Origin of the sequence: Nocardioides caldifontis (assembly GCF_008087345.1) — a bacterium.
GTDB classification, from domain to species: domain Bacteria; phylum Actinomycetota; class Actinomycetes; order Propionibacteriales; family Nocardioidaceae; genus Marmoricola_A; species Marmoricola_A caldifontis.
Genome location: NZ_VHIB01000017.1, coordinates 40,166 through 66,050, shown reverse-complemented (window position 1 = coordinate 66,050; position 25,885 = coordinate 40,166). Strand labels below are relative to the sequence as shown.

29 protein-coding genes are annotated in these 25,885 nt (G+C 73.3%); 21 read left to right on the top strand and 8 right to left on the bottom strand.

All coding sequences use genetic code 11. The annotated features are described in order from the left end of the window. The first annotated feature begins 160 nt into the window (after positions 1 to 160). Genes FIP57_RS21815 through FIP57_RS21795 form a run of 5 tightly spaced genes read left to right on the top strand, consistent with a single transcriptional unit; the run spans position 161 to position 5,769 of the window. Positions 161 to 1,255, top strand: coding sequence for a prenyltransferase/squalene oxidase repeat-containing protein (locus FIP57_RS21815; protein WP_148575760.1), 1,095 nt, complete (start codon positions 161 to 163; stop codon positions 1,253 to 1,255). Next, positions 1,252 to 2,223 carry a hypothetical protein gene (locus tag FIP57_RS21810; protein WP_148575757.1) on the top strand — a complete coding sequence of 324 codons (972 nt, stop codon included), beginning with the start codon at positions 1,252 to 1,254 and terminating at the stop codon, positions 2,221 to 2,223. The genes FIP57_RS21815 and FIP57_RS21810 overlap by 4 nt, the downstream gene beginning before the upstream one ends. Continuing rightward, on the top strand, positions 2,205 to 3,344 hold the full coding sequence (locus tag FIP57_RS21805) for an energy-coupling factor transporter transmembrane component T (protein WP_238993668.1): 1,140 nt from the start codon (positions 2,205 to 2,207) through the stop codon (positions 3,342 to 3,344). Before FIP57_RS21810 ends, FIP57_RS21805 begins: the two co-directional genes overlap by 19 nt. Before the next feature lie 5 nt (positions 3,345 to 3,349). After that, positions 3,350 to 4,939 (top strand): ABC transporter ATP-binding protein, encoded by a 1,590-nt coding sequence (locus FIP57_RS21800; protein WP_148575810.1) that lies wholly within the window; start codon positions 3,350 to 3,352, stop codon positions 4,937 to 4,939. After that, entirely contained in the window at positions 4,936 to 5,769 is an 834-nt protein-coding gene (locus tag FIP57_RS21795; RefSeq protein WP_420846723.1) for an ECF transporter S component, read from the top strand. Before FIP57_RS21800 ends, FIP57_RS21795 begins: the two co-directional genes overlap by 4 nt. A gap of 1 nt (position 5,770) precedes the next feature. Here the strand turns inward: FIP57_RS21795 and FIP57_RS21790 are convergent, their stop codons facing one another. Next, entirely contained in the window at positions 5,771 to 6,190 is a 420-nt protein-coding gene (locus tag FIP57_RS21790; RefSeq protein ID WP_203231402.1) for a hypothetical protein, read from the bottom strand. Continuing rightward, positions 6,187 to 6,378: a hypothetical protein gene (locus FIP57_RS23820; RefSeq protein WP_203231401.1), complete on the bottom strand. Its 192-nt coding sequence runs from the start codon at positions 6,376 to 6,378 to the stop codon at positions 6,187 to 6,189. Before FIP57_RS23820 ends, FIP57_RS21790 begins: the two co-directional genes overlap by 4 nt. A gap of 88 nt (positions 6,379 to 6,466) precedes the next feature. Between FIP57_RS23820 and FIP57_RS21785 the strand changes: the two genes are divergently transcribed. From FIP57_RS21785 to hemW, 4 genes are all read left to right on the top strand, one after another. Continuing rightward, positions 6,467 to 7,357: an aminoglycoside phosphotransferase family protein gene (locus FIP57_RS21785; protein ID WP_238993663.1), complete on the top strand. Its 891-nt coding sequence runs from the start codon at positions 6,467 to 6,469 to the stop codon at positions 7,355 to 7,357. Positions 7,358 to 7,365: 8 nt separating this feature from the next. Beyond that, positions 7,366 to 8,031, top strand: a complete 666-nt coding sequence (locus FIP57_RS21780) for an MOSC domain-containing protein (protein ID WP_238993662.1) — start codon at positions 7,366 to 7,368, stop codon at positions 8,029 to 8,031. A gap of 174 nt (positions 8,032 to 8,205) precedes the next feature. Next, positions 8,206 to 9,981 (top strand): AMP-dependent synthetase/ligase, encoded by a 1,776-nt coding sequence (locus FIP57_RS21775; protein WP_238993661.1) that lies wholly within the window; start codon positions 8,206 to 8,208, stop codon positions 9,979 to 9,981. Between the two features lie 15 nt (positions 9,982 to 9,996). Beyond that, on the top strand, positions 9,997 to 11,223 hold the full coding sequence (gene hemW / locus FIP57_RS21770; protein WP_148575748.1) for a radical SAM family heme chaperone HemW: 1,227 nt from the start codon (positions 9,997 to 9,999) through the stop codon (positions 11,221 to 11,223). Positions 11,224 to 11,366: 143 nt separating this feature from the next. On the opposite strand, the gene FIP57_RS21765 is transcribed toward hemW, so the two are convergent. After that, the gene (locus FIP57_RS21765; protein WP_148575746.1) at positions 11,367 to 12,221 is read right to left on the bottom strand and encodes a DUF3097 domain-containing protein; all 855 of its coding nucleotides are present in this window, start codon (positions 12,219 to 12,221) and stop codon (positions 11,367 to 11,369) included. A gap of 135 nt (positions 12,222 to 12,356) precedes the next feature. Here FIP57_RS21765 and FIP57_RS21760 point away from each other — a divergent pair, with 135 nt between their 5' ends. Together FIP57_RS21760 and FIP57_RS21755 are read left to right on the top strand one after the other, a co-directional pair. Next, on the top strand, positions 12,357 to 12,947 hold the full coding sequence (locus FIP57_RS21760) for a PadR family transcriptional regulator (RefSeq protein ID WP_148575744.1): 591 nt from the start codon (positions 12,357 to 12,359) through the stop codon (positions 12,945 to 12,947). After that, on the top strand, positions 12,944 to 13,492 hold the full coding sequence (locus tag FIP57_RS21755; protein ID WP_148575742.1) for a DUF1707 SHOCT-like domain-containing protein: 549 nt from the start codon (positions 12,944 to 12,946) through the stop codon (positions 13,490 to 13,492). Before FIP57_RS21760 ends, FIP57_RS21755 begins: the two co-directional genes overlap by 4 nt. Here the strand turns inward: FIP57_RS21755 and FIP57_RS21750 are convergent. Continuing rightward, positions 13,447 to 14,352, bottom strand: coding sequence for an MBL fold metallo-hydrolase (locus FIP57_RS21750; RefSeq protein WP_148575740.1), 906 nt, complete (start codon positions 14,350 to 14,352; stop codon positions 13,447 to 13,449). The genes FIP57_RS21755 and FIP57_RS21750 overlap by 46 nt on opposite strands. 84 nt (positions 14,353 to 14,436) lie before the next feature. Between FIP57_RS21750 and hrcA the strand changes: the two genes are divergently transcribed. From hrcA to FIP57_RS21735, 3 genes are read left to right on the top strand one after another with little or no spacing between them, the layout of a single operon-like run. Beyond that, positions 14,437 to 15,459 (top strand): heat-inducible transcriptional repressor HrcA, encoded by a 1,023-nt coding sequence (gene hrcA / locus FIP57_RS21745; protein ID WP_148575738.1) that lies wholly within the window; start codon positions 14,437 to 14,439, stop codon positions 15,457 to 15,459. 11 nt (positions 15,460 to 15,470) lie between these two features. Continuing rightward, the gene (gene dnaJ / locus FIP57_RS21740; protein ID WP_148575736.1) at positions 15,471 to 16,661 is read left to right on the top strand and encodes a molecular chaperone DnaJ; all 1,191 of its coding nucleotides are present in this window, start codon (positions 15,471 to 15,473) and stop codon (positions 16,659 to 16,661) included. Positions 16,662 to 16,666: 5 nt separating this feature from the next. Beyond that, entirely contained in the window at positions 16,667 to 17,404 is a 738-nt protein-coding gene (locus tag FIP57_RS21735; RefSeq protein WP_148575734.1) for a 16S rRNA (uracil(1498)-N(3))-methyltransferase, read from the top strand. 6 nt (positions 17,405 to 17,410) lie between these two features. Here the strand turns inward: FIP57_RS21735 and FIP57_RS21730 are convergent, their stop codons facing one another. Together FIP57_RS21730 and FIP57_RS21725 are read right to left on the bottom strand one after the other, a co-directional pair. After that, complete coding sequence (locus tag FIP57_RS21730; RefSeq protein WP_148575732.1) at positions 17,411 to 18,481, bottom strand: Gmad2 immunoglobulin-like domain-containing protein; 1,071 nt, start codon at positions 18,479 to 18,481, stop codon at positions 17,411 to 17,413. Further along, entirely contained in the window at positions 18,474 to 19,004 is a 531-nt protein-coding gene (locus FIP57_RS21725; RefSeq protein WP_148575730.1) for a SigE family RNA polymerase sigma factor, read from the bottom strand. The genes FIP57_RS21730 and FIP57_RS21725 overlap by 8 nt, the downstream gene beginning before the upstream one ends. Before the next feature lie 69 nt (positions 19,005 to 19,073). Between FIP57_RS21725 and FIP57_RS21720 the strand changes: the two genes are divergently transcribed. From FIP57_RS21720 to FIP57_RS21690, 7 genes are all read left to right on the top strand, one after another. Continuing rightward, positions 19,074 to 19,418: an HIT domain-containing protein gene (locus FIP57_RS21720; RefSeq protein WP_148575728.1), complete on the top strand. Its 345-nt coding sequence runs from the start codon at positions 19,074 to 19,076 to the stop codon at positions 19,416 to 19,418. A 78-nt stretch (positions 19,419 to 19,496) separates the two neighbouring features. Next, positions 19,497 to 20,528, top strand: a complete 1,032-nt coding sequence (locus FIP57_RS21715) for a PhoH family protein (RefSeq protein ID WP_148575726.1) — start codon at positions 19,497 to 19,499, stop codon at positions 20,526 to 20,528. Continuing rightward, positions 20,525 to 21,013 carry an rRNA maturation RNase YbeY gene (gene ybeY, locus FIP57_RS21710; protein WP_148575724.1) on the top strand — a complete coding sequence of 163 codons (489 nt, stop codon included), beginning with the start codon at positions 20,525 to 20,527 and terminating at the stop codon, positions 21,011 to 21,013. The genes FIP57_RS21715 and ybeY overlap by 4 nt, the downstream gene beginning before the upstream one ends. Before the next feature lie 27 nt (positions 21,014 to 21,040). Then, on the top strand, positions 21,041 to 22,360 hold the full coding sequence (locus tag FIP57_RS21705) for a hemolysin family protein (protein WP_148575722.1): 1,320 nt from the start codon (positions 21,041 to 21,043) through the stop codon (positions 22,358 to 22,360). Next, positions 22,353 to 22,694 carry a cytidine deaminase gene (locus FIP57_RS21700; protein ID WP_148575720.1) on the top strand — a complete coding sequence of 114 codons (342 nt, stop codon included), beginning with the start codon at positions 22,353 to 22,355 and terminating at the stop codon, positions 22,692 to 22,694. Before FIP57_RS21705 ends, FIP57_RS21700 begins: the two co-directional genes overlap by 8 nt. Further along, the gene (locus FIP57_RS21695) at positions 22,691 to 23,860 is read left to right on the top strand and encodes an MFS transporter (RefSeq protein WP_338039944.1); all 1,170 of its coding nucleotides are present in this window, start codon (positions 22,691 to 22,693) and stop codon (positions 23,858 to 23,860) included. The genes FIP57_RS21700 and FIP57_RS21695 overlap by 4 nt, the downstream gene beginning before the upstream one ends. Positions 23,861 to 23,904: 44 nt before the next feature. Further along, the gene (locus FIP57_RS21690; RefSeq protein WP_148575716.1) at positions 23,905 to 24,207 is read left to right on the top strand and encodes a hypothetical protein; all 303 of its coding nucleotides are present in this window, start codon (positions 23,905 to 23,907) and stop codon (positions 24,205 to 24,207) included. Between the two features lie 12 nt (positions 24,208 to 24,219). Here the strand turns inward: FIP57_RS21690 and FIP57_RS21685 are convergent, their stop codons facing one another. Further along, on the bottom strand, positions 24,220 to 25,326 hold the full coding sequence (locus FIP57_RS21685; protein ID WP_148575714.1) for a hypothetical protein: 1,107 nt from the start codon (positions 25,324 to 25,326) through the stop codon (positions 24,220 to 24,222). Further along, positions 25,323 to 25,835: a SigE family RNA polymerase sigma factor gene (locus tag FIP57_RS21680; protein WP_238993659.1), complete on the bottom strand. Its 513-nt coding sequence runs from the start codon at positions 25,833 to 25,835 to the stop codon at positions 25,323 to 25,325. Before FIP57_RS21680 ends, FIP57_RS21685 begins: the two co-directional genes overlap by 4 nt. Between the last annotated feature and the right edge of the window lie 50 nt (positions 25,836 to 25,885).

The window sequence follows — 25,885 nt, the reverse complement described above, 5'->3', positions numbered from 1 at the left end:
GGGAAGCCGGTCGAAGTCCGGCGCTGACCCGCAACCGTAGCCCTCCTCCGTGAGGGGAGCCGGAACGCCTGCTGCTGGGCGACCTGACACCACGCTGTCGCGGAACACAGGTGGGTCTCCTCGCGGAAGCCCTCCTGTCTAGCAGCAGGGAAGGAACCGCATGACTCCGTTCAGCCGCCGGGTGCTGCTCGGCCTTACCTCGATCGCCACGTCGGCCACCATGGTCGCAGGCACGGTCGCTCCGGCCACCGCCGCCGTCTCGCCCCAGAGCAAGGCCGCGGTCGACTGGGTGGCCCGCGAGCTCGACAACGGGATCGTCCACAACGACCAGTTCGACTTCGACGACATCGGGCTGACCCTCGACGTGCTGCTCGGCTACCAGGAGCTCAAGGTGCGGCCCGCCGTCCGGAAGCAGATCGTCGACGCTGTCGAGCCGCTCGCAGGCAGCTACGTCGGCACCGGCAAGGAGTCCTACGCCGCCCAGCTCGGCAAGCTGCTCACCGCCGTCCAGCAGGCCGGCGTCCGGCCGTCGCAGTACGGCTCGGGGAAGTACCTCAAGCGGCTCCAGGACCGCATCCGCGTCAAGGGCAAGCAGGCCGGGCGCGCCGTGGACCGCAGCCAGTACGGCAACTTCACCAAGACCATCGGCCAGTCGTACGTCGTGCAGGCCTTCGCCCTCGCCGGGCGTGGCAAGTACCTCCGACCCACCACGGCGTTCCTGCTCAAGCAGCAGTGCAAGGCCGGGTTCTTCCGTGAGGACGTCGTGTCGTCTGACTTCACCTGTCAGGCCGGGCGCGGAAAGGGGCAGAGCGCCCCGTCGGTGGACGCCACCGCGATCGCGGTCATGGGGCTCGAGGCGGCACGTCGTGCCGGCGTCAAGGGACTCGGTGACGACATCCGGGACGCTCGGAACTGGCTGGTGAAGCGGCAGCGCCCGAACGGCGCGTTCGTCGGCAACGGGGTCGCCAACACCAACACCACGGGGCTCGCGGCGTGGGTCCTCGCTGACAGCAAGCAGAAGCCGCACCGGCGCGCCGCGCTGAAGGCCGCCCGATGGATCCGTGGGCACCAGGTGACTGCGGCGAAGGCCGACGGCACGCCCCTCGCCGGCGACACCGGAGCTGTGGCCTACGACGCGGCGGCGTTCCAGGCCGGGCGGACCGACGGCATCGTGGCCGAGACCGCCGACCAGTGGCGTCGGGCGACGGCCCAGGCGATGGTCGGGCTGGACGCTCTGCGCACGGCCCGGCGATGACGCTCGTCGCCCGGGAAGGCAGCATCCGGGCCCTCCGGGCCCTCGGGGTGCTGCCGGCAGCCGTGCTGGGCGCCGCCGCCACGGTCGCGTTGCCGGCCGCTCCGGCGCACGCCGCGGCGTGTGAGCCGGGGACCGGTGTCACCGTGGTCGTCGACTTCGGACCGCTCGGTGGCGGCACCAAGGTCGCTTGCGACGCCGGCGGCGCGGGGAGCCGGGCCAGCGACGTCACCGAGCGGGCGGGCTTCTCCCTGGACTTCGTGGCCAGCCAGCCCGGCTTCGTCTGCAAGGTCGCCGGCAAGCCCTCGTCGGAGCCGTGCCAGCGCACGCCTCCGACGGACGCCTACTGGGGGCTCTTCTGGTCCGACGGCGACGGCGGCTGGACCTACTCCAGCCTCGGGGCGAGCAGTCTCAAGGTGCCGGCCGGCGGGTCGGTCGGCTGGCGCTGGCAGAACGGCGGGTCGCGCGACAACCCGTCCGCCGCCCCGAACGGCGGCTCCACGTCCGAGCCGGCGCCGGAACCCTCGCCGAAGCCGGACCCGAAGCCGGAGCCCCAGCCCGACAAGGACCGGACGCCGGGCAAGGGAAGCGGAGGCGGAGGCGGAGGTGGCGGCCAGCAGGACGACGCCGTCGAGGTCCCGCCGTCGAGCACGCCGTCTCCCGACGCTTCGAAGACGCCCGAAGCCGGTAGGCCCTCGGTCGAGCCGTCCCCGAAGGCCGCCGGGCGTCAGAGCGACCGCGAGGAGCGGGAGAAGAACGACGCCCAGGGCGGGAAGCGGCCGGACGACCCGCCGAGCGCCAGTGCGACTCCGGAAGCGGAGGAGAGCGACGAGCTCAGCGACGCGGCCGCGCCGGTCTCGGACGACGTGGACGGCGGTGGCGGCGACACGTCCATGCTGCTGCTCGCTGGTGCGGCGGTGCTCGTCCTCGGCGCGGCGGCAGGTGTGACCGCCTGGCGACGGAGGAGCTGACGATCGCTGTCCTCCCGCGCGACCTCCACCCGGGGGCCTGGTGGATCTGGGCGCTCGGGCTGGCGGTCGCTGCCAGCAGCACGACGAACCCGGTGCTGCTCGTGCTGCTGACCCTCGTCGCCTGCCTGACCGTGGTGGCGCGGCGCTCCGACGCGCCGTGGGCGCTGTCCTTCCGGCTCTACCTGGTGGTCGCGCTGGTCGTCGTGGTGCTCCGCGTGGTCTTCCGGGTCCTCCTCGGCGGCCAGTACGGCGACACCGTGCTCCTCGACCTGCCCGAGATCCCGCTGCCGGACTTCGCGGCCGGCATCACCCTGCTGGGGCCGGTGACCAGCGAGTCCCTCCTCTTCGGGCTGTACGACGGGATGCGGCTCGGTGCCCTCCTCGTCTGTGTCGGGGCGGCCAACTCGCTGGCGAACCCGAAGCGGCTGCTCGCTTCCCTCCCGCCGGCGTTGTACGAGGTCGGCACCGCGGTCGTCATCGCGCTCTCGCTCTTCCCCCAGCTCGCCGAGAGCGTCCAGCGGGTGCGCCGGGCCCGGCGGCTGCGGGGGGACCCGGGCCGCGGCATCGGGGCGCTGCGGCGGATCGTCGTACCCGTGCTGGAGGACGCGCTGGAGCGGTCCCTCGCCCTGGCCGCGAGCATGGACGCGCGCGGCTACGGCCGCAGCGGGAACCTGTCCGCACCCTGGCGCCGCGTCACCGGCACGCTGCTGGTCGCGGGGCTCGTCGGGCTCTGCGTCGGCAGCTACGCCTTCCTCGACTCCACGGCGCCGCAGGTGCTCGCCTGGCCGATGCTGGTCGGCGGCGTCGTGCTGGCGGTCGCGGGCTTCGTCACCGCCGGGCGGCGGGTGACCCGGACGAGGTACCGCCCGGACCGCTGGCGCCCGGCCGAGCTGCTCACCGCCGGCACGGGCATCGCGGTCGCCGTGCTGGCCACCGTCGCGCTCCGGCAGCGCCCCGACGTCGCCTACACCGACCCGGCCACCTGGCCCGCGCTCTCCGGCCTCGCCCTCGTCGCGGTGCTCCTCGGTGTGGTGCCGGCCTTCGCGACCCCGCTCCCGGCCGACCAGGCCCGCACCGACGCCGCCGACGAACCGGCCGCTCGCGAGGAGGTGGCCGCGTGACCACGATGGTCCGCTGGCACGACCTGACCTTCACCTACGAAGGCGCCCCCGAGCCGACGCTGCGCGGGGTCGATCTCGAGGTCGCCGAGTCGGAGCTGGTGCTCGTCGCCGGCCGGACCGGCACCGGCAAGTCGACCTTGCTGCGCACCGTCAACGGCCTGGTGCCGCGGTTCACCGGCGGGCTGCTTGAGGGCGACGTGCTCGTCGGCGGGCGCAGCGTCCGCGACCACACGACGCGCGAGCTCGCCCACCTCGTCGGCTACGTCGGCCAGGACCCGCTGCGCACCTTCGTCACCGACACCGTCGAGGAGGAGCTCGCCTACGGGATGGAACAGCTCGGGCTGGAGCCGCAGACGATGCGGCGCCGTGTCGAGGAGGTCCTCGACCTGCTCGGCATCGCCGACCTGCGCCACCGCGCGCTGCGCACCCTGTCCGGCGGCCAGCAGCAGCGGGTGGCGATCGGCTCGGTGCTCACCATGCACCCCCGGCTCCTCGTGCTCGACGAACCCACGTCGGCGCTGGACCCGACCGCCGCCGAGGACGTGCTCGGGACCCTGGCGAGGCTCGTCGAGGACCTCGGGCTCACGGTGCTGATGGCCGAGCACCGGATGGAGCGTGTGATCCCGTTCGCCGACCGGCTCCTGGTAGTCCAGGACGGCGAGGTCACCGCCGGCCCGACGAGGGAGATGCTGCTGACCTCCCCGGTGGCGCCGCCGGTCGTCGAGCTCGGCAGGCTCGCCGGCTGGGCGCCGCTGCCGGTCACGGTGCGTGACGCCCGCCGCCGCAGCCGGGCGCTCGCCGAGGCGCTGGGCTCGCCTCCGGCGGCGGTGCGGCCGCCCGCCGGCCGGCCGCTGCTGCGCGCGGACGGCGTGACCGTCCGCTACGGGCGGACGGTCGCGGTGCGGGAGGTGTCGGTCTCCGTGGGCGCCGGCACCGTGGTCGGGGTGATGGGGCGCAACGGCTCCGGGAAGTCCTCGCTGCTCTGGGCCCTCCAGGGCACCGGCCGCCGCGACGCCGGGACGGTCGAGGTGCTGGGGGAGGACCCGGGCGGTGCCACGCCGGCGCGAGCCCGGTCCTTGGTGGGGCTGGTGCCGCAGACCGCCGCCGACCTGCTCTACCTCGAGTCGGTCGATGAGGAGTGCCGCGCCGCGGACCGGCAGTCCGAGGCGCCGGACGGCACCTGCCGTGACCTCCTCGACCGGCTCGCGCCCGGGATCGACGGGGACCACCACCCGCGCGACCTCTCCGAGGGGCAGCAGCTCGCCCTGGTGCTCGCCCTCGTGCTGACCGCCCGCCCCCGGGTCGTCGCGCTCGACGAGCCGACCCGCGGGTTGGACTACGAGGCGAAGGAGATGCTCGGCCGCATCGTGCGGCAGCTGGTGGCGGAGGGGCGTGGCGTGCTGGTCGCCAGCCACGACGTCGAGTTCGTCGCCCGGGTCGCCGACGAGGTGGTCGTGATGGCGGGCGGCGAGGTCGTCTCCGCCGGTCCGGTCGACCGGGTGCTCGCGGAGTCGCCGGCGTTCGCGCCGCAGATGTCGAAGATCCTCGGGCCCGGGTGGCTCACCGTCGACCAGGTCCGGGAGGTGCTGGTGTGACCACGCTCGTGCGCCCGAACGACAGCGCGGTCCGGGTGGGGCCCCGCTCGGCGCTGGTCCTGGCGCTGGCGTCCCTGGCCGGGCTGCTGATGTTCGCCTGGCCGCTGCTCCTCGTGCCCGAGGAGGGCGTCGACACCGTCGCGCCGCCGTTCCTCTTCCTCACCCTGCTCCCGGTCGTCGTGCTCGTGGTCCTCGTCGAGCTCACCGAGGGTGGCATGGACGCCAAGGCGCTCGCGATGCTCGGCGTGCTCACCGCCGTCAACTCCGCGATGCGCACCCTCGGCGGCGGGCTCGCCGGCATCGAGATGGTGTTCTTCCTGCTGGTGCTGGCCGGGCGGGTCTTCGGGCCGGGGTTCGGCTTCGTGATGGGGTGCACGTCGCTGTTCGCGTCCGCGCTGCTCACCGCGGGCGTCGGGCCGTGGCTGCCCTACCAGATGCTGGCCTCCGCCTGGATCGGCCTGGGGGCCGGCCTGCTGCCCCGCTCGTTCGCGGGCCGTGCGATCACCGGTCGCGCGGAGATCGCGATGCTCGTCGTGTACGGCGTCCTCTGCGCCTACCTCTTCGGACTGATCATGAACCTCTCCTCGTGGCCGTTCCTCCTCGGCATCGAGGTCCCCGGCCACGAGGGGTCGCTGTCGTTCGTCCCGGGCGCGCCGCTGCTGGAGAACCTGCACCGCTTCGGCATCTTCACGCTGCTCACGTCCACCGGCGGTTGGGACACCGGCCGCGCGATCACCAACGCCGTGGGGATCGTGGTCCTGGGTCCGGCCGTCCTCGCCACGCTGCGGAGGGCGGCGCGGCGGGCGTCGTACGGGCGGCAGGGGGAGTGAGCTAGCCCTCCGGCGCCGGCTCCACCAGCGCGCCGTCGCCCCACAGGCGCCGGATCCCCTCCCAGGGTCGGGCGTGGCCCTCCTCGGTGTCCATCCAGTCGACCTTGAACCACGCCGCGTCGTCCGTCGGGTCGCCCGTGCGACCGGGCGGCAGCACGTCCCGCAGCCCCAGCGCGCCGGTCACCGACCGCGACAGCTCGAGCTGGGTCATCCGCGTGGAGTCGTCGCCGGCGACGAGCAGCGTGCGGTGGCTGCACGGGGCGTCGACGGCACGGGAGAAGGCCAGCCCGACGTCGCGGCCGTTGACGGCGTGCGGGTTGCGGGAGCCGTAGACGGCGACGCTCGAGGTGACCACCAGGCGGCACGGCCGGTCGAGCCGTCCGACGGCGGTGACCAGCCCGGCGGTGGCCCCGAGGTTCACGCGGCGGCGAGCTCCGGGCGCAGGTACGTCGCAGGCGGGATCATCGCGGCGAGGTGGAGCACCGCCCGCGGAGCCACCGACGACACGAGCTCGTCGAGGGCGGCGGCGTCGGCGAGCAGCGCGCGGAGGGTGTGGCGGCCGACGTTGCCGAAGGCGCCGGTGACCAGCACGGGACTGTCGTCGGTCACGGCGGCTCCTCGGGGTGCGGGTGGACAGGAGCGGCGCCCATGAGGGAATGGGCGGCATGACGACAGTCGGCGGGCACCGGTGAGCGCCGTGACGCTGCCCTCGGGCGTGCTCGCGATGGCTGACCGCGGAGAGGCGTGGGCCGCCTGGGTCGCCCGGCTCCCGGCGCTGGTCGGCGAGCTGCTGGAGGAGTGGGAGCTGCGCCCGGACGGCGGCACCGCCCACGGGCACTGCTCGCTGGTCCTGCCGGTGGTCTCGGCGGGGGAGCATGCGGTGCTCAAGCTCGGCTTCCCCGACGACGAGTCGGCCCACGAGCACCTCGCACTGCAGCACTGGCACGGTGAAGGGACCGTGCGGCTGCTGCGTGCCGACCCGCACCGCCGGGCGCTCCTGCTGGAGCGGGCCGGCCCTGACGACCTCATCACCGTCGACGACGTCGAGGCGTGCGAGGTGGTCGCCTCGGCGTACGCACGGCTGCACCTCGCCCCGCTGGCGCGCCTCCGGTCGCTCTCCCGGCTCTGTGCGCGCTGGGAGGAGCGGCTGCGCGCCGTGCCGCGCGGGGCGCCCGTCCCGCACCGGATGGTCGAGCAGGCGGCGTCGCTCGCCCGTCAGCTCGCCGCCGACCCCGACACGGACGCGCGGCTGCTCCACGGCGACCTCCACTACGCCCAGGTGCTGCGCGCCGATCGCGAGCCCTGGTTGGTGATCGACCCCAAGCCGCTCAACGGCGACCCGCACTTCGAGCCCGCGCCGATGCTGTGGAACCGGTGGGACGAGGTGGTCGCCTCCGGAGACGTCCGGGGCACGGTGCGGCGGCGGTTCCACACCATCGTCGACACCGCCTGGCTCGACGAGGAGCGCGCCCGCGACTGGGCGGTGCTCCGCGTGGTGCTCAACGCCGTCTGGGAGCTCGACGAGCGGGCGCCCGACCGCGGCTGGATCACGGCCAACGTCGCGGTCGCCAAGGCGGTCCAGGAATGATGGACGCCATGGGCTACCCCACCGTGGCGTCGGTCAACGTCGGACGCGCCAGGACCCTCGAGCAGAAGCCGCTGCTGGTCTCGGCGATCGACAAGCTCCCGGTGCACGGACCGGTGCTGGTCGACGGCCGCTCGCTCCAGGGCGACGAGGTCGGCGACCAGCGGAACCACGGCGGGACCTACCAGGCTGTCCACGCCTACGCGCTCGAGGACCTCGAGTGGTGGGGCACGGAGCTCCACGGCACCTCGGGGCGCGGCGTGCGGCCGGGGCTCTTCGGCGAGAACCTCACCACCCGCGACCTCGACCTCAACGGCTGCGTGATCGGTGAGCAGTGGCTCGTGGGCACCGTCCGGCTCCAGGTGACCTCGGTCCGGGTGCCGTGCGAGACCTTCGGGCGGTGGATGGGGGTCAACGGCGTCGACGCTCGAACCTGGCCCGAGCGGTTCGTCGAGCGCGGCCGCCCCGGCGTCTTCCTCTCGATCCTCGAGCCGGGCTGGATCGCGGCGGGGGACCCGATCGACGTCGTGGACCGCCCGGACCACGGCCTGACCGCGGCGGCGATGTTCGGCGCCCTGACCACCGAGCCGGCGCTGCTCCCGTTGCTGCTCGAGGTCGAGGGGTTGCCGGCGCACGTCTACGACCGCGCCCAGGCGTACGTCGACGGCCGGACCTGAGAGTGACCTGAATTCGTGACCTGTGACACGGGTGGGAGTACCGACCGGTAGCGACGGCGGCTAGGTTGATCCCCGAATCCGTGACCACGGGCCGATCCGGCCGTGGCGCGAGCGAGGTGGAGGTGGCACGTGTCCCCGGTGGTGAGAGATATGAGCGCTGTCGAGAACCGTCCCATGACGGTCAGCCAGCAGTTCATGGAACGGGTCGCGAAGAGCGGGAACCGTGAGGCCTACCGGTTCCCGGTCGGGGACCAGTGGGAGTCGATCACCTGGAAGGAGACCGGCGACCGCGTCAAGAAGTACGCCGCCGGGCTGATCGCGCTGGGCGTCGAGCCCCAGCAGCGGGTCGGCATCGCCTCCGGCACCCGCTACGAGTGGATCCTCAGCGACCTCGCGATCATGTGCGCCGGCGCCGCGACCACGACGGTCTACCCGACGACCCTGGGCGAGGAGGTTGCCTACATCCTGGCCGACTCCGAGAGCCGGGTGGTCTTCGCCGAGGACGACGTCCAGATCGCCAAGCTCAAGGAGCGGCGCAGCGAGCTGCCGCTGCTCACCAAGGTCGTCACCTACGACGGCGCCACCGACGGCGACTGGGTGATCTCGCTCGCGGAGCTCGAGAAGCTCGGCGAGGAGCGGCTCAACGAGAACCCCGAGGCCGTCCAGGAGCGCATCGACGGCACCGACGGCGACTCGCTCGCCACCCTGATCTACACCTCCGGGACCACCGGCCGGCCCAAGGGCGTCCGGCTGAAGCACAAGTCCTGGACCTACGAGGGCGCGGCCATCGAGGCGCAGCACATCCTCAGCGAGGACGACCTGCAGTTCCTCTGGCTGCCGATGGCGCACTCCTTCGGCAAGGTGCTGCTCTCCACCCAGCTCGCCTGCGGCTTCGCGACCGCGGTCGACGGTCGCGTCGACAAGATCATCGAGAACCTCGCCGTCGTGAAGCCGACCTTCATGGGCGCGGCCCCGCGCATCTTCGAAAAGGCCCACGGCCGCATCGTCACGATGCAGGCCGAGGAGGGCGGCGCGAAGGAGAAGATCTTCAACAAGGCCTTCGAGGTCGGGCTGAAGGTCGACCGGCTCAAGCGCGAGGGCAAGTCGGTGCCGCTGCCGCTGAAGCTGCAGCACGCGCTGTTCGACCGGCTGGTCTTCAGCAAGATCCGCGAGCGCTTCGGAGGCCGGGTCCGGTTCTTCATCTCGGGCGCCGCCGCGCTCAATAGCGAGGTCGCCGAGTGGTTCCACGCCGCGGGCATCCTCATCCTCGAGGGCTACGGCATGACCGAGACCTCCGCGGGCGCGGTGGTGAACCACCCCGACGACTACAAGTTCGGCTCGGTCGGGATTCCGTTCCCGGGCACCGAGGTGAAGATCGCCGAGGACGGCGAGATCCTGATCAAGGGCCCCGGCGTCATGGAGGGCTACCACAACCTCCCCGAAGCCACCGCCGAGACGCTCGTCGACGGGTGGATCCACACCGGCGACATCGGCGAGTTCGACGGGGAGCACCTGCGGATCACCGACCGCAAGAAGGACCTGTTCAAGACCTCCGGCGGCAAGTACATCGCCCCGTCGGCGATCGAGTCGCAGTTCAAGGCGATCTGCCCCTACGCCAGCCAGTTCCTCGTGCACGGGGCGGAGCGCAACTACTGCGTCGCGCTGATCACCCTCGACCCCGACGCGATGGCCGGGTGGGCACAGCACAACGGCAAGTCCGGGCTCTCCTACAGCGAGATCGTCAACCTGCCCGAGGTGCAGGAGATGGTCGGCGACTACGTCGACGAGCTCAACCTGCGGCTCAACCGCTGGGAGACGATCAAGAAGTGGGTCGTGCTCGACCAGGACCTCTCGGTCGAGTCCGGCGAGATGACGCCGTCGATGAAGGTGAAGCGCAAGGTCGTCGAGCAGAACTACAAGGACCGCATCGAGGCGCTCTACTCCTCCTGACGCAGACTGGGGTGCGTGCCATCCGCCCCTCCTGACGGAGACCCCGCGCCCCCCGACGGTGCCCTGCCCCCCGAGGCGGTGGCCGCCGCGGGGGAGCGGGGTCTCGGCGTCTACGTCCACGTCCCGTTCTGCGCGGTGCGGTGCGGCTACTGCGACTTCAACACCTACACCGCGGCCGAGCTCGGCCGGGTCGGCGGACCGCCCGGCGCCTCGCGCGAGACGTACGCCGAAGCGGCGACCGCCGAGCTCCGCCTCGCCCGCGAGGCGCTCGCCGGGGTGGACCGCCCCGCCGAGACGGTGTTCTTCGGCGGCGGCACCCCGACGCTGCTCGCCGCCGGCGACCTGGTCCGGCTGGTCCGGGCGGTCGACGACCAGTTCGGGCTGACCCCCGACGCGGAGGTCACCACCGAGGCCAACCCGGACAGCGTGACCCCGGAGTCGCTCGCGGAGCTGCGGGCCGGGGGGATCAACCGGATCTCGTTCGGCATGCAGTCCGCGGTCCCCGGCGTGCTGCGCGTCCTCGACCGCACCCACGACCCGGAGCGGGTCCCGCGGGCGGTCGGCTGGGCCCGGGAGGCCGGGTTCGAGCAGGTCAGCCTCGACCTGATCTACGGGACGCCGGGCGAGAGCGTGGACGACTGGCGGACCTCGCTCGAGGCCGCGCTCGCCTGCGAGCCCGACCACGTGTCGGCGTACGCCCTGATCGTCGAGGACGGCACCGCCCTCGCCCGGCGCGTGAACCGTGGAGTGGTGCCGGCGCCGGACGACGACGACCTGGCCGACAAGTACCTCATCGCCGACGAGCTGCTGAGCGCCGCCGGGTTCTCCTGGTACGAGCTCTCCAACTGGGCCCGCGACGAGAAGGCCCGGTGCCGCCACAACCTGCTCTACTGGCGCGGCGGCGACTGGTGGGGGGTCGGCCCTGGCGCCCACTCGCACGTCGCGGGCACGCGGTTCTGGAACGTCCGCCACCCCGCGGCGTACGCCGAGCGGATCGCCTCGGGCACCAGCCCGGCCCTCGGCCGCGAGGTGCTGGACGCCGAGACCAGGCGGGTGGAGCGGGTCCTCCTCGAGAGCCGGCTGGTGGAGGGGTTGTCCCTCGAGGTGCTCGACGACGCGGGACGCGCGAGGGTCCCGGACCTGGAGGCGGACGGGCTCGTCGAGCGCCACGACGACCGGCTGGTGCTGACCCTCAGGGGTCGGCTGCTCGCCGACGCCGTCGTGCGCGACCTCCTGCCCTGACCACCTTCCCCGTGTCGAACCGCCCTTCGTGGTTGCGCGATCCGTGTCGAACCGCCCTTCGTGGCGCGCGATGGGCGCCTCCGCGACGCCAGAAGGGGCGGCTCAACACAGTCCGGCGCGCCACGAGGGGCGGCTCGACACGGTCAGGGGGCGGTGACGAAGTCGATGAGCTCCTCGACGCGGCCGAGCAGGGCGGGCTCGAGGTCGTTGAAGGAGCTGACCTTCGACAGGATGTGCTTCCAGGCGCGGGCGATGTCGGCCTGGTCCCGGTGCGGCCAGCCGAGGCTCTGGCAGACGCCCTTCTTCCACTCGACGTTGCGGGGGACCGTCGGCCACGCCTTGATGCCGAGCCGCTCGGGCTTGACGGCCTGCCAGACGTCGACGAACGGGTGGCCCACGATCAACACGTGCTTGCCGATCGGGCTCTTCGCCACCGACGCGGCGATCCGGCTCTCCTTCGACCCGGCCACCAGGTGGTCGACGAGCACGCCGACCTTGCGCTCGGCGGCGGGGCGGAAGTCGCGCAGGTGCTCGGAGAGGTCGTCGATGCCGTCGAGGTACTCCACCACCACGCCCTCGATGCGCAGGTCGTCGCCCCACACCTTCTCGACCAGCTCGGCGTCGTGGCGCCCCTCGACGAAGATCCGGCTCGCCCGGGCCACCCGTGCCTTGGTCCCCGGCACCGCGACCGAGCCCGAGGCCGTGCGCGTGGGCGCCTTCGGCCCCTGCCGGCTCGGCGGCCGCAGGATCACCGGCACCCCCTCGAGCAGGAACCCAGGGCCCAGCGGGAAGGTACGCCGACGGCCGCGCCGGTCCTCGAGCGTGACGGTGTCGAGGTCGCGCTCGACCGCGACGATCTCGCCGCACCAGTCGGTGGTGACCTCCTCGACCACCAGCCCCTTGTCGGCCTCGATCTCGACGGCCCGGCCCCGCTTCGGCGCCCGCCAGTCGGTGTTGAGGACGTCGCTGCCGTAGCGGTCGAAGGAGCCGGACACCATGGCGGAAACCGTACGGGCGGCCGCGGATCCGGACCTCCCCGGCGCGCCGGTCCAGACGAGCGTCACAACCCTCTGGCCGGGCCGACCATCGCGATATATCGTCTTGTTACGGATCGATCGCCGGAGGTGCTCGGAATGACGCGACGCGGACCTTGGGACGCCGGCTGGGGCGGAGGCTCCGGTGGCCCGCAACCGTGGAAGCACGGCTCTCCGCCGCCGTGGGTGCTCGGACTGCTCGGGATGGCGCAGGGCGCGACCCGCACCCCCAAGGTACGTCGGGGCGACGTGCGCAGCGCGATCCTCGACGTGCTCGCGGTCGAGCCGATGAACGGCTACCAGGTCATCCAGCAGATCGCCGAGCGCTCCGGAGGTGCGTGGAAGCCCAGCCCGGGCTCGGTGTACCCCACGATCCAGCAGCTCGAGGACGAGGGGCTGGTCGAGGGCACCGAGGGCTCGGGGCGCCGGCTGCTGACGCTGACCGAGGCCGGCGTCCGCTACGTCGAGGAGCACCCTGACGAGCTCGCGGCGACCTGGCGCCCCTTCGAGGAGGAGCCGACCGCCGACACCACCCCTGACCTCAAGCCCGTCGCCGGCCAGGTGATGGCCGCGGTCTGGCAGGTCGTCACCTCGGGCACCCGGCAGCAGCAGGCGGAGGCGGCCGAGATCCTCGCCGAGACCCGCCGCAAGCTCTACGGGCTGCTCGCCGACGGGGAGCCGGAGTCATGAGCTGCGGGGGGAAGCGCCACTCGGGCTCCTGGGCAGGCTCGTGGACCGGCTCGAGCTACCAGGGCATGCCCCGGATGTCGGGCTTCGCCGCCGACCTGACCGCCTGGGCGCGCTCGTCCCAGCTCCGGGTGGGTGACGCGGAGCGCGAGTCCGCGGTCCAGGCGCTCGGCGACCACTACGCCGCGGGACGGCTCAGCCAGGAGGAGTTCGACGAGCGGTCGACGGCCGCCTGGTCGGCCCGCACCGCGGGCGACCTCACCGTGCTGTTCGGCGACCTGCCGCGGCCGCACGCCACGCTCGGCCCGCCGGTGCAGCCACTGGCGCGCCGGCCGCGCCGCCCGCGGTTCCCGCTGCTGCCCGCGCTCGCGCTGTCGCTGGCGGTGGCGCTGCTCACGCCGGTGCCGTTCTTCGTCGTCCTCCTGCTCGCCTGGGTCGCCTTCGCCTGGATGGTGCGGCCGGCGCTGGTGCGGCGCCACGCCTCCGCGGACCACGGCTGGGGTCAGACCAGCGGCAGCCGGCGGGCCGCGCGGGGCACCTGGTCGTAGCCGCGGCGCAGCGCTTCGAGCACCGTCCGCTCGGGGAACGGCCACTCGCCCTCCCGGGCGGCCTGCTCGACCGGCACCGAGCGCGAGGCCGCGTCGAAGATCGCCTCGGCCACCATCCCCACGTCACCGCGCTGGTCGGCGACGAACGCCTTGTCGACGAGCGCCCCGTGGCCCGGGACCACCACGGTGTCGGGCGTCAGCAGGTCGGCGACGAAGTCCAGCGCCGCGGGCCAGTCGAGCGGGTAGGAGTCCGGCCCGTACGACGGCGGCGCCGACTCCTCCACGAGGTCCCCGGCGAGCAGCACGTCGGCGTCGGGGACCCGCACCACCACGTCACCGGCGGTGTGGCCGCGTCCGGGGTGCACCAGCTCGACGACCCGGTCCCCGAGGTCCACCACGGCCACGGAGGAGAACGTGACGGTCGCCGGGACCGGCTCGGTGGCGAGCACCTCGTCACGGTGCTCGTCACGGTGCTGGTCACGGTGCTCGTCGGTGCCGTCGTCCTGTCCGGCGTACTGCTCCTGGGCGGTCCTGCCGGAGTCCACCGTCCGGGCCGCTGCCTCCTCGTGGGCGTGGACCGGGACCCCCGGCCAGCGCGCGAGCACCGCACCGTTGCCGAAGGTGTGGTCGAAGTGCTCGTGGGTGTTGACGACCGCGACGACGTCGCGCGTGGTGACGCGGCGCACCTCGTCGAGCATCCCGCGGGCGGCGCGCTCGGAGCCCAGGGTGTCGACGAGGAGCAGGCCGCGGTCGCCCTCGACGAGCGTGACGTTGACGTCGAGCCAGGCGTGCCGGGCGACCCAGGTGCGGTCGGCGACCTCGGTGAAACGGCCGTCAGGACCGGGGGCGGAGGCGTGCATTCGCACCAGGCTAGCCGGGCAAGGTGCTTGTACCATTGGCACTCCGGTCGACAGAGTGCCAGAACGCGCGGAAAGGAGCAGGTCGTGGTCGAGGAACGCAAGATGGCCGTGCTCCGCGCGATCGTGGAGGACTACGTCTCCACCCAGGAGCCGGTCGGGTCGAAGGCGCTGGTCGAGCGCCACGCGCTGGGCGTCTCGCCCGCCACGATCCGCAACGACATGGCCGCGCTGGAGGAGGAGGGGCTGATCCACCAGCCGCACACCAGCGCCGGCCGCATCCCCACCGACAAGGGGTACCGGCTCTTCGTCGACCGGCTCAGCCAGGTCAAGCCGCTCAGCGCGGCCGAGCGGCGGGCGATCACCACGCTGCTCGAGGGGGCCGTCGACCTCGACGACGTCGTCCAGCGGTCGGTCCGGCTGCTCGCCAGCCTCACCCGCCAGGTCGCGATCGTGCAGTACCCGACCCTCTCGCGCTCCACTGTCCGCCACGTCGAGCTGGTCACGCTCGGCACCACCCGGCTGCTGATGGTCCTGATCCTCTCGACCGGCCGCGTGGAGCAGCGGGTCGTGGAGCTCCCCGAGGCGCTCGACGAGGAGCGCGTCGCCGCCTTCCGCACCGCGGTCAACCGGGCGGCGATGGGGGAGCGGATCGCCGAGGCGGCCGAGCGGGTCGCCGAGGTGCCCGAGCAGTTCGAGCCGCACGAGCGGCCTGCGGTCTCCCTGCTCGTCGCCGCCCTCGTCGAGGCGATGTCCGACCACCGCTCCGACGAGCGCGTCGTCGTGGGCGGCACCGCCAACCTGGCCCGGTTCGGCGACAGCTTCGAGGTGACGATCCGTCCGCTGCTCGAGGCACTCGAGGAGCACGTCCTGCTCCTCAAGCTGCTCGGTGAGGCGACCTCGCCCTCGGCGCTGACGGTCCGGATCGGCTCGGAGGTCCCCTACGAGGGGTTCGCGTCCACCTCGGTCGTGGCCACCGGCTACGGTCCGGGAGCGGAGGCCCTGGCCAACCTCGGCGTCGTCGGGCCGACCCGCATGGACTACCCCGGAGCGATGGCGAGCGTGCGCGCGGTGGCCCAGTACCTGTCCAAGATCCTCGACGAAGGATGACGAGAACACACGTGAGCCACGATCCCTACGAGATCCTGGGAGTTGCCCGCGACGCGGACACCGACACGATCAAGAAGGCCTACCGCAAGCTCGCCCGGCAGCTGCACCCGGACGTGAACCCCGACCCTGCGACGCAGGAGCGGTTCAAGGACGTGACCCGGGCCTACGAGATCCTGTCCGACCCCGAGAAGCGGCGCCGCTACGACATGGGCGGCGACGCGTTCGCGTCGGGCGGGTTCGGCGCAGGCGCCGGTGCCGGGTTCTCGTTCACCGACATCATGGACGCCTTCTTCGGCGGCGGGGCCGGTGCGTCCCAAGGACGCGGGCCGCGGCCGCGCGTACGCCGGGGGCAGGACGCGCTGATCCACCTCGAGGTGTCCCTCGCCGAGGCGGCCTTCGGGACCACGCGCGAGCTCAAGGTCGACACCGCCGTGCTCTGCACCACCTGCCACGGCGAGGGCACCGCGCCGGGGACCCACCCGGTGACCTGCGAGACCTGCCAGGGCCGTGGCGAGACCTTCCACGTCCAGCGCTCGTTCCTCGGCGAGATCCGCACCATGCGGCCCTGTGCCGCCTGCCGCGGCTTCGGGCAGCTGATCCCCGAGCCGTGCCGCGAGTGCGCCGGCGACGGCCGGGTCCGGTCGCGCCGCACGCTGACGGTCAAGATCCCGGCGGGCGTCGACGACGGCACCCGGGTCCAGCTGTCAGAGCAGGGCGAGGTCGGGCCGGGCGGCGGCCCGGCTGGGGACCTCTACGTCGAGCTGCACGTCGCCGACCACGAGGTCTTCGTGCGCAAGGGGCGTGACCTGCTGTGCACGATCACCCTCCCGATGACCGCCGCGGCGCTCGGCACCACGGTCGTGCTGCCCACGCTCGAGTCGGACCTGTCCGAGGCCGCGGCGACCGAGGCCGGCTTCGTGACGCCGCCTCCCACCGAGGTCTCGGTCGACATCGCGGCCGGCACCCAGTCCGGCGCGGAGCTGACCCTGCAGGGGTGGGGCGTCCCGTCGCTGCGTGGAGGCTCGCGCGGCGACCTCGTCGTGCGGGTGCTGGTCGAGACGCCGACCCGGCTCGACGACCGCCAGCAGGACCTGCTCCGCCAGCTCGCCGCACTCCGCGGTGAGGAGAAGCCGAGCGGCCAGGTCTCCACGCACCACAAGGGTGTGTTCACCCGGCTGCGCGACGCCTTCGGGCAGCGGTGACCGCGGTGAGCCTGGCGATGTTCGTGCTGCCGACGGCCGGTGAGGCCACGGTCGGCGCCACGGTCCGGCTCGACGGCGACGAGGGGCACCACGCCTCGGTGGTCCGCCGCATCGAGGTCGGCGAGGAGCTCCTGCTGACCGACGGCGCCGGCACCGTCGCGCGGTGCCGCACCGAGTCGGTGGCGAAGGGATCCCTCGAGGCGACCGTGCTCGCGGTCGACACGCACCCGGCCGAGCCGCCGCGGCTCGTCGTCGTGCAGGCGATCCCCAAGGGCGACCGCGGTGAGCTGGCCGTCGAGATGCTGACCGAGGTCGGCGCCGACGCCATCGTCCCGTGGGCCGCCTCCCGGTCGGTCGCCCGCTGGAAGGGAGACCGCGCGGCGAAGTCGCTCGAGAAGTGGCGCACCACCGCCCGAGAGGCCGCCAAGCAGGCCCGGCGCGCGTGGTTCCCGACGGTCGGGGACATGGCGACCACCGACGACGTCGTCGCGCTGCTCGAGAAGGCCTCGGTCCCGGTGGTGCTCCACGAGGCCGCCTCGGGGCCGCTCTCCGACGTCCCGGTGCCCGGCCGCGGCGAGATCGTGATCGTCGTGGGCCCCGAGGGCGGGATCAGCGACGAGGAGCTCGAGGCGTTCGCCGCCGTGGGGGCCGAGCCGCTGCGGCTCGGCTCGTCGGTGCTCCGGTCCTCGACGGCCGGCGTGGCCGCGGCGGCCGCGCTGCTGGCCCGGACCCGCTGGCGCTGACCGCCCTCACTCCACGACGGTGATCCGCTTGGTGTCCTCCGGCGAGCCGAACCCCTCGGTGCCGCCGGACATGTCCTCCTCGAACACCCGCAGCACGTAGTCACCCGGCTCCGCGGTCACCTCGAAGCTGTACGGCGACAGGGTCATGCCCTCCTCGGACATCGTGAACCCCTCGTCGACCACCTCGCCGTCCTTGAGCAGCTCCCAGTTGACCGCCGCCTCGAAGAACGCGCCGCGCCCCTCGACGGTGAAGGTCGTGGCCACCTCGGAACCGTCCTGCGGGTTGATGATCCAGACGCTGGACTGCACCTCCATGGGGTCGGCGGCCTGGACCAGGCCGGTGGTGCCGAGCCCGAGGACGGTGGGGCCCACCTCGCCGTCGACGAGGAAGCCGACCGGCTGGCGCTGCTGGAGGACGCCCTGGGCGGTGTGCACCAGCTGCTGGAGCGCGAGGGTCGCCTCCTCCTCGCTCATCCCGCCAGGCCGCCGCTCGACGTCGTCGCCGGAGAGGTCGATCCAGACCGCGTCGTCCTGCCCGGTCCCGTCGATGGTCACGCCCCTGATCTGCGTGCCGGCGGGCCAGGGGGTGCGGTAGTCCGGGTCGAGCGGCTCGGTGCCCACCGCGGCGCGCAACGCCTCGGCTACCTGCGCGGCCGCGACGTCCTCCTTCGGGACCTGGCGGAACTCGCGGAACAGCCGTGGCCCGGCCCCCTGGTCGCCCACGTAGTAGACCGGCACCGTGGCCTGCTGCTCCTCCGACCCGGTCGGGTCGGAGGGCGACTCCTCCGACCCGCCGTCGGGCTCCTCGCTCGGCTCCTCGGTCGGCTGGGAGGCGACCGGCGTGCGCTCGGGGTCGTCGCCGGTCACCGCCGCGACGACGCCGACGGTGGCGGCCACCGCGACGACCGCTCCGGCGGCGGCGAGGATCCAGGGGCGCTTGCTGCTCATCGGGGTCACCTTCGTTCGGGCCTGGACGGCGTCCAGGGCGGGGCGGGGCTCCACGTCCGCGACGGCGTCGTGGAGGGTGGCTCTCAGGAGCGCGTCGTGGTCGGTCCGGCCGTCGTACGGGTCAGTCATGCGGGGTCTCCAGGAGGGGGCGGAGCGCGGCGGCGCCTCGCGAGGCGTGGCTCTTCACCGCGCCGCGGCTGATGCCGAGGGTCTCGGCGATCGACGCCTCGTCGAGGTCGAGGTAGTAGCGGAGGACCAGGACCTCGCGCTGACGGCGTGGCAGGGTCTGCAACGCGTCGAGGACGTGGGCACGGCGGAGCCGCTCGGCGACCTGGTCGGGTGCCTCGGTGCCGGTGGCCAGCGTCGGGGCGTGCTTCGCCTCGACGCCGCGGTGGCGGAGCACGGACCGGGAGCGGTTGACGACCGACTGGCGCAGGTAGGCCAGCGCCTTGGTCGGCTCGCGCAGCCGCCCCCAGCGGCCGTGCATCGCGACGAAGGAGTCCTGCACGACCTCCTCGGCGGTCTCCTGGTCGCGCACCAGCAGCACGGCGAGCCGGACGAGCCCCCGGTAGTGGGTCGCGTAGAGCCGCTCGACCGCTTCGTCGGGGTCCCACCTCTCGGTGGCCCCCGCCGAGGCGCCCGCGACCGTCATCACTGGCGTCACGGTAGTTCCACGCGCACCGGGGCTCCGAGGTTCACACGCCGACTAAGGTGCCCTGACATGAGTGACGACTGCCTGTTCTGTGCGATGGTCGGCGGCCAGGTCCAGGCCGACGTAGTCCACGAGACCGACACGACCCTGGCCTTCCGCGACATCAACCCGCAGGCGCCCACCCACGTGCTGGTGATCCCCAAGGTGCACCAGCCCAACTTCGCCGCGCTGGCCCAGCACGAGCCAGGCGTCGCCGTCGACCTGGTGAACGCCGTCGCCGCCGTGGCCGCGCAGGAGGGGCTGGGTGAGAACTACCGGCTGGTGTTCAACACCGGCCCCGACGCCCACCAGACGGTGTTCCACGTGCACGGCCACGTCCTGGGCGGGCGGCCGATGGGGTGGCCCCCCGGTTAGTCAGGGGCGTCCCGTGGCCGCCTCCCGTAGCATGGAGGCGTTCCGCTCACCCACCAGGAGGCCGGCCTCCGGGCCGCTATGTCAGAGACCACGAACCGTCGCGACCGCTCGGACCAGCCGCAGCACATCGTCGACGTGCCCAACAGCATCAACATGATGGCGCTGCTCGGCCCCAACGACGAGCACCTCGCCCTCATCGAGAACGGCTTCGACGCCGATGTCCACGTCCGCGGCAACCGGGTCACCCTGCGCGGTGAGTCCGCCGAGCTGGCCCTCGCGGAGCGGCTGATCGACGAGCTCGTCGCGATCCTGCGCACCGGTCAGGGGCTGACCCCCGAGACGGTCGAGCGCGCGCTCGCGATGCTCCGCGCGGAGTCGCAGGAGCGCCCGGCCGACGTGCTGAGCCTCAACATCCTGTCCAACCGCGGGCGGACGATCCGCCCGAAGACGCTCAACCAGAAGCGCTACGTCGACGCGATCGACAAGCACACGGTGGTCTTCGGGATCGGCCCGGCCGGCACCGGCAAGACCTACCTCGCGATGGCGAAGGCCGTGCAGGCGCTGCAGGCGAAGAACGTCAACCGGATCATCCTCACGCGTCCTGCGGTCGAGGCGGGGGAGCGGCTCGGCTTCCTGCCCGGCACGCTCAGCGAGAAGATCGACCCCTACCTCCGGCCGTTGTACGACGCGCTCCACGACATGATCGACCCGGAGACGATCCCGAAGCTCCTCGCCGCCGGGACGATCGAGGTCGCGCCGCTGGCCTACATGCGCGGCCGGACCCTCAACGACGCCTTCATCATCCTCGACGAGGCGCAGAACACCTCGCCGGAGCAGATGAAGATGTTCCTCACCCGGCTCGGGTTCGGCTCGAAGATCGTGGTCACCGGCGACGTCACCCAGGTCGACCTGCCGAGCGGGATCCGCAGCGGGCTGCGCGTCGTGGAGGAGATCCTCGACGGCGTGGAGGACGTGTCGTTCAACCGGCTCACCAGCCACGACGTCGTACGCCACCGGCTGGTCGGCCGCATCGTGGCGGCGTACGACGCCTTCGAGGCGCGCGACGAGCAGGACCGCCCTGGTCCTCGACGCGGACCGCGACCGACATGAGCATCGAGGTGCTCGAGGAGGCGGGCCACGACGTCGATGTCCGCCGCCTGGTGAGGCTGAGCCGCTTCGTCATGGACCGGCTCCGGGTGCACCCGCAGGCCGAGCTGTGCATCAAGCTCGTCGACGAGGGGACCATCGCCGAGCTCAACGAGCGGTGGATGGAGAAGCAGGGGCCGACCGACGTGCTGGCGTTCCCGATGGACGAGCTCCGTCCGGGGCTGGCCGACGAGGACCCCGAGGAGGGCGTGCTCGGCGACCTCGTGCTCTGCCCGCAGGTGGCCGAGCGCCAGGCCGCGGAGGCCCGCGAGAAGGGGCAGGCCGGCCACAGCGCGACCGACGAGGTCGACCTGCTGACCGTGCACGGCATCCTGCACCTGCTCGGCTACGACCACGCCGAGCCCGAGGAGCACCGTGAGATGTTCGGGCTCCAGGCCCGGCTGCTGGCCGAGTGGCAGGCCGTCCTGTCGGGCGAGACCGTTGAGTAGCACCACGCCGCCCGCCGGGGGGACCCGATGACCCACAACGACCCCTGGTTGCTCGCCGCCGCCGCGGTGCTGGTGCTCGTCGCGGGGTTCTTCTCGTCGGTCGACGCCGCGCTGGCCTCGCTCTCCAAGGTGCGCGCCGAGGAGCTCGTCGAGGAGGGCAAGGGCGGCGCGAAGCGGCTGCTGACCATCGCCGAGGACCCCTCCCGCTACCTCAACACCGCGCTCTTCCTGCGGATGCTGTGCGAGATCACCGCGATCGTGCTGGTGACCGAGGTGCTCATCGGCGTCTTCGACAACAACCTCGTGGGTGCCCTCGTGGCGGCGGGGACGATGCTCGTCGTCGAGTTCGTCGTGATCGGCGTGGGCCCGCGCACGATCGGCCGGATCCACGCCCAGCGGGTGGCGCTGCTCAGTGCCGGCTTCGTCGTGCTGTTCACCCGGATCCTCGGGCCGCTGCCGCAGCTGCTGATCGTGCTCGGCAACCTGATCACCCCCGGCAAGGGGTTCAGCGAGGGGCCGTTCGCCTCCGAGGCGGAGCTCCGCGAGCTGGTCGACCTCGCCGAGGCCAGCCAGGTGATCGAGTCCGGCGAGAGGCAGATGATCCACTCGGTCTTCGAGCTCGGCGACACCATCGTCCGCGAGGTGATGGTGCCGCGCACCGACGTGGTCTTCATCGAGCGCCACAAGACGCTGCGCCAGGCGATGTCGCTGGCGCTGCGCAGCGGGTTCAGCCGCATCCCGGTGGTCGGCGACAACCTCGACGACATCATCGGCGTGGCCTACCTCAAGGACGTCACCAAACGCGTTTTCGACAAGCACGAGGCCGAGACCACCGAGCGCATCGAGACGGTCGTCCGGCCGGTGATGTACGTCCCCGACTCCAAGCCGATCGACCAGCTCCTGCGCGAGATGCAGGCCGAGCGCAAGCACGTCGCGATCGTCGTCGACGAGTACGGCGGCACGGCCGGCCTGGTCACGATCGAGGACGTCCTCGAGGAGATCGTGGGTGAGATCACCGACGAGTACGACCAGGCCGAGGTCGAGGTCGAGAAGCTCGCCAACGGCTCCTTCCGGGTGAGCTCCCGGTTCCTCGTCGACGACCTCGAGGAGGTCTGCGGCGTGGCCGTCGAGGACGACGACGTCGACACCGTCGGCGGGCTGATGGGCAAGCACCTCGGGCGGGTGCCGATCGCCGGCTCCGTCGTCGAGGTGCACGGGCTGCGGTTCGAGGCCGAGGGACCGGCGGGGCGGCGCAACCGGATCGGCACCGTGCTCATCACACCGGTCGAGACCGAGGCGGTGGAGCCGGAGGCGGAGACCGACTCCTACTCTGACTCGCATGCCTGACCTGTCTGCCGAGGACGCCAAGCTCGTCACGCTCGCCCGCTCCGTCCGCGCCCGCACGCGCGCCGCCGAAGGCGCCTGCGTCCGCGACCAGGACGGCCGCACCTACGCCGGCGCGACCGTCGCGCTGCCGTCGCTGCAGCTCTCCGCGGTGGCCGTGGCCGTCGCGATGGCGGTCTCGAGCGGGTCGGCCGGCCTCGAGGCCGTGGCGGTGCTCGGCGACGCGGACGCCGTCGCCGAGGACGACCTCGCCGTCGTGCGCGACTTCGCGGGCACCGGAGTCCCGGTCCTGCGCGGTGACGCGCGGGGCCAGGTGCTCGAGACGGTCCGGTCCTGACCGCGTCGCCCCACGGCCTGCTGGCTGCGCGCAACGCCGTCGGCTGGGCCTTCTTCCTCAACGGCTTCCTGTTCGCCAGCTGGGTCTCGCGGATCCCGGAGGCCCGGGAGGCGCTCGACCTGGGCAACGGCCAGCTCGGGCTGCTCCTGCTGGCGATCGCGGCCGGGTCGGTGCTCGCGATGCCGTCCACCGGGCCGGCGATCGAGCGGTTCGGCACCGTCCCGGTGATCCGGGCCGCCGGCGCCAGCGCGCTCGTGGGGCTGACGCTGGTCTCCGTCGCGCTCGCGACGGGGACGGTCGCGCCCGCGGTCGTCGGTCTCTTCGCGTACGGCGTCGGGACCGGGGTGTGGGACGTCGCGATGAACGTCGAGGGCGCCGCGGTGGAGCAGGGGCTCGGGCGCACCGTCATGCCGCGGTTCCACGCCGGGTTCAGCCTCGGCACGGTCGTGGGCTCAGGTGTCGGCGCGGCCCTCGTCGGGCTGGGCGTCCCCGCGGCGGCGCACCTGGTGCCGGCGGCGGTGGTCGGGTTCGCCGGGCTGCTCGTCGGCACCCGCGCCTTCGTGCCGGACGTTCCGGTGGACCACGCGGAGCCGAGGCCGTCCGCGTGGGGCGCCTGGACCGAACCACGCACGCTGCTGATCGGGCTGATGGTGCTGGCGCTCGCGCTCACCGAGGGCACCGCCAACGACTGGCTCGCCCTCGCCCTGGTCGACGGCTACGACGTCGAGCACTGGGTCGGCGTGGCCGGCTTCGCGGTGTTCGTGACCGCGATGACCGCCGGGCGGCTCTGGGGGCCGGCGCTGCTCGACCGCCACGGGCGCACCCGCGTGCTCTGGGCGACGATGGCGGCCGCCGCCGGGGGAGTGGTGCTGATCGTCGTCGGCGACCACGTGGTCCCGGTCGTGCTCGGCATCGTCCTGTGGGGGCTCGGCGCGTCGCTCGGCTTCCCGGTCGGGATGAGCGCGGCCGCCGACGACCCGCGTCGTGCCGCCGCCCGCGTCAGCGTCGTCTCGACGATCGGGTACGCCGCCTTCCTCGCCGGCCCGCCGCTGCTCGGCTTCGTGGCCGAGCGGGTCGGCACGCTCGAGGCACTGCTGGTGGTCGCGGTCGTGCTCCTGCCGTCCGCCGCCGTCGTGCCCAGCGCGCGCGAGCCCGGCACCCGGTAGGTTCCAGCCGACCCAGCCGAGTCCCGTCCACGAGGGAGGCCCCGATGCCCGGTCCCGCAGCCGCTCCTGCCCAGCGCCCGCTGGCCGTCGTCCTCCTCGCGGTCGCCGGCTTCCTCAGCCTCCCGGTCGTCGCGACCTTCCTCGACGGCGACGCGACCGAGGGCTGGGTGGTCCCCGTGCAGCTGCTGCTGATGGCGCTCCTGGGCGCGGTCGTCGGCCGGCTGCTGCCGGGGATCGCCGGCGCGGACGCCAGCCCGGCCCGTGCCACGGCGGTCGGCGCGGCCGTGGGCGTGGCCGCCGGGGTGGTCGCTGCGGTCGTGTTCATGGTGCTGCTCGGCGGCCCGTGAGCCGCCGCCCGGCTACATGTCGTTGCCCATGAAGAGCGGGTCGCCCCCGACCATCTCCATCTCCCCGATCTGCTCGCACCGGCCCGAGGGCACCACGCAGTCGTAGAACCGGGCCGGTGACCCCGTCGTCGCCGCGAGCACCGATCCGTCGGTGTCGAAGGTGAAGAAGATGACGTCCCGCGGCACGTCGAGGACGACCGGCCGGCCCCCGCCCGTGGGCTGCAGGGTCGCGGACCAGTCGAGGACGTGCCGGCCGTCGAAGGTCAGCTGGGCGTCGACCGCGCCGGCGACGTAGCGCCAGGCGCTCAGCGGCAGGGTCGGCCGCGGCCCGTCGTACAGCAGGACGCGGTTGCGGACGTCCGCAACCCGGGTCGCGGGCCCCGCGAGCTCGGTGAAGGTGCGTTCCTCGATGCTCCACACCCACGTCGCCTCGGCGTTCCGCACGAAGACCACACCGCTGTCGATGCCGTCGACGACGACGTCGCTGCAGTCCTCCTCGCCGCAGGGCACCTCGTCCGAGGCGACGACCTCGCGCCGCTCGAGGTCGTAGACCTGCAGCCGGGCGTCGCCGTCCTCCATGACGACCCACGCCACCCGCGGCTCGACGGCGTCCGTCTTCGCGGTGGGGTGGAAGTCGCGGGGGGCCGCCGGAAGCCCCGCGACCAGCGGCTCGGCCGTGCCGTCCTCGCCGAGCAGGTGGGGCCGGCCGCGGTCGAAGAAGACGACGCCGTACGCCGTCGCCGCCGCGTCGGTGTCGAGGTCCTCGGCCTGCTCCAGGTCGACGGTGCGACCGCCGAGGGAGAGCCGTCCGTCGGGGGAGCCGTAGGCCCGCAACCCGCCGGAGAGGTCGAGCGCGCCGATCGCGAGGTCCGGTCCGTCGGGTCGGCCGGCCGGATCGTCCTGCCACGGCGCGGTGGCGACCAACGCCGCGGCGCCGAGCCCCACGGCCGCCACCGCGACCAGCGAGGAGACCCGACGTCGCCCCCGGGCGGCACGGCCGCGCCGCCGGACGGCGTCGAGGTCGGCCGGCGGTGCCGGGGTGGCGTCGAGGTGGTCGGTCAGGTGGCGGGCTACGCGCTCGGCGAGCAGGGTGTCGGGGCTGCGGTCCTGGCTGCTCATGAGTGCTCCCCCTTCAGGTCGGAGAGGTGGGTGGCGCGGAGCGCGGCGAGCGCGGCGGAGGCCTGCGACTTCACCGTGCCGCGGGTGACGCCCAGGGTCTCGGCGATGTCGGCCTCGCTCAGGTCCTCGTAGTAGCGCAGGACGAGCACCGCGCGCTGCCGCGGCGGGAGGCTGAGGACGGCCCGCCACACCACGTCGCGCTCGGTGCTCGACACCTCGGGCGAGGCGGCGTCCGGCGGCCGTTCGTCGTGGAGCGGCCGCTCCCGCCGCCACCACCCCTTGCGCCGGACGTCGAGCACCTCGTTGACGACCATGCGGCGGACGTACGCCTCGGGCCGGCCCGCCGCCCGGACCCGGCCCCAGGAGGCGAATGCCTTCGCGTACGCCGACTGCAGCGCGTCCTCCGCGGTGGCCCGGTCCCCGGCGACGCCGTACGCCGTCCGGAACATGCGGGCCCACGTCGCGCGGAAGAACTCGTCGAACTCCGCGTCCTCGTCCTCGTGAACCACGACCGCCTCTCGAAGGGGCTGCGCTGCGTGCATGCACCGTAGACGGACCG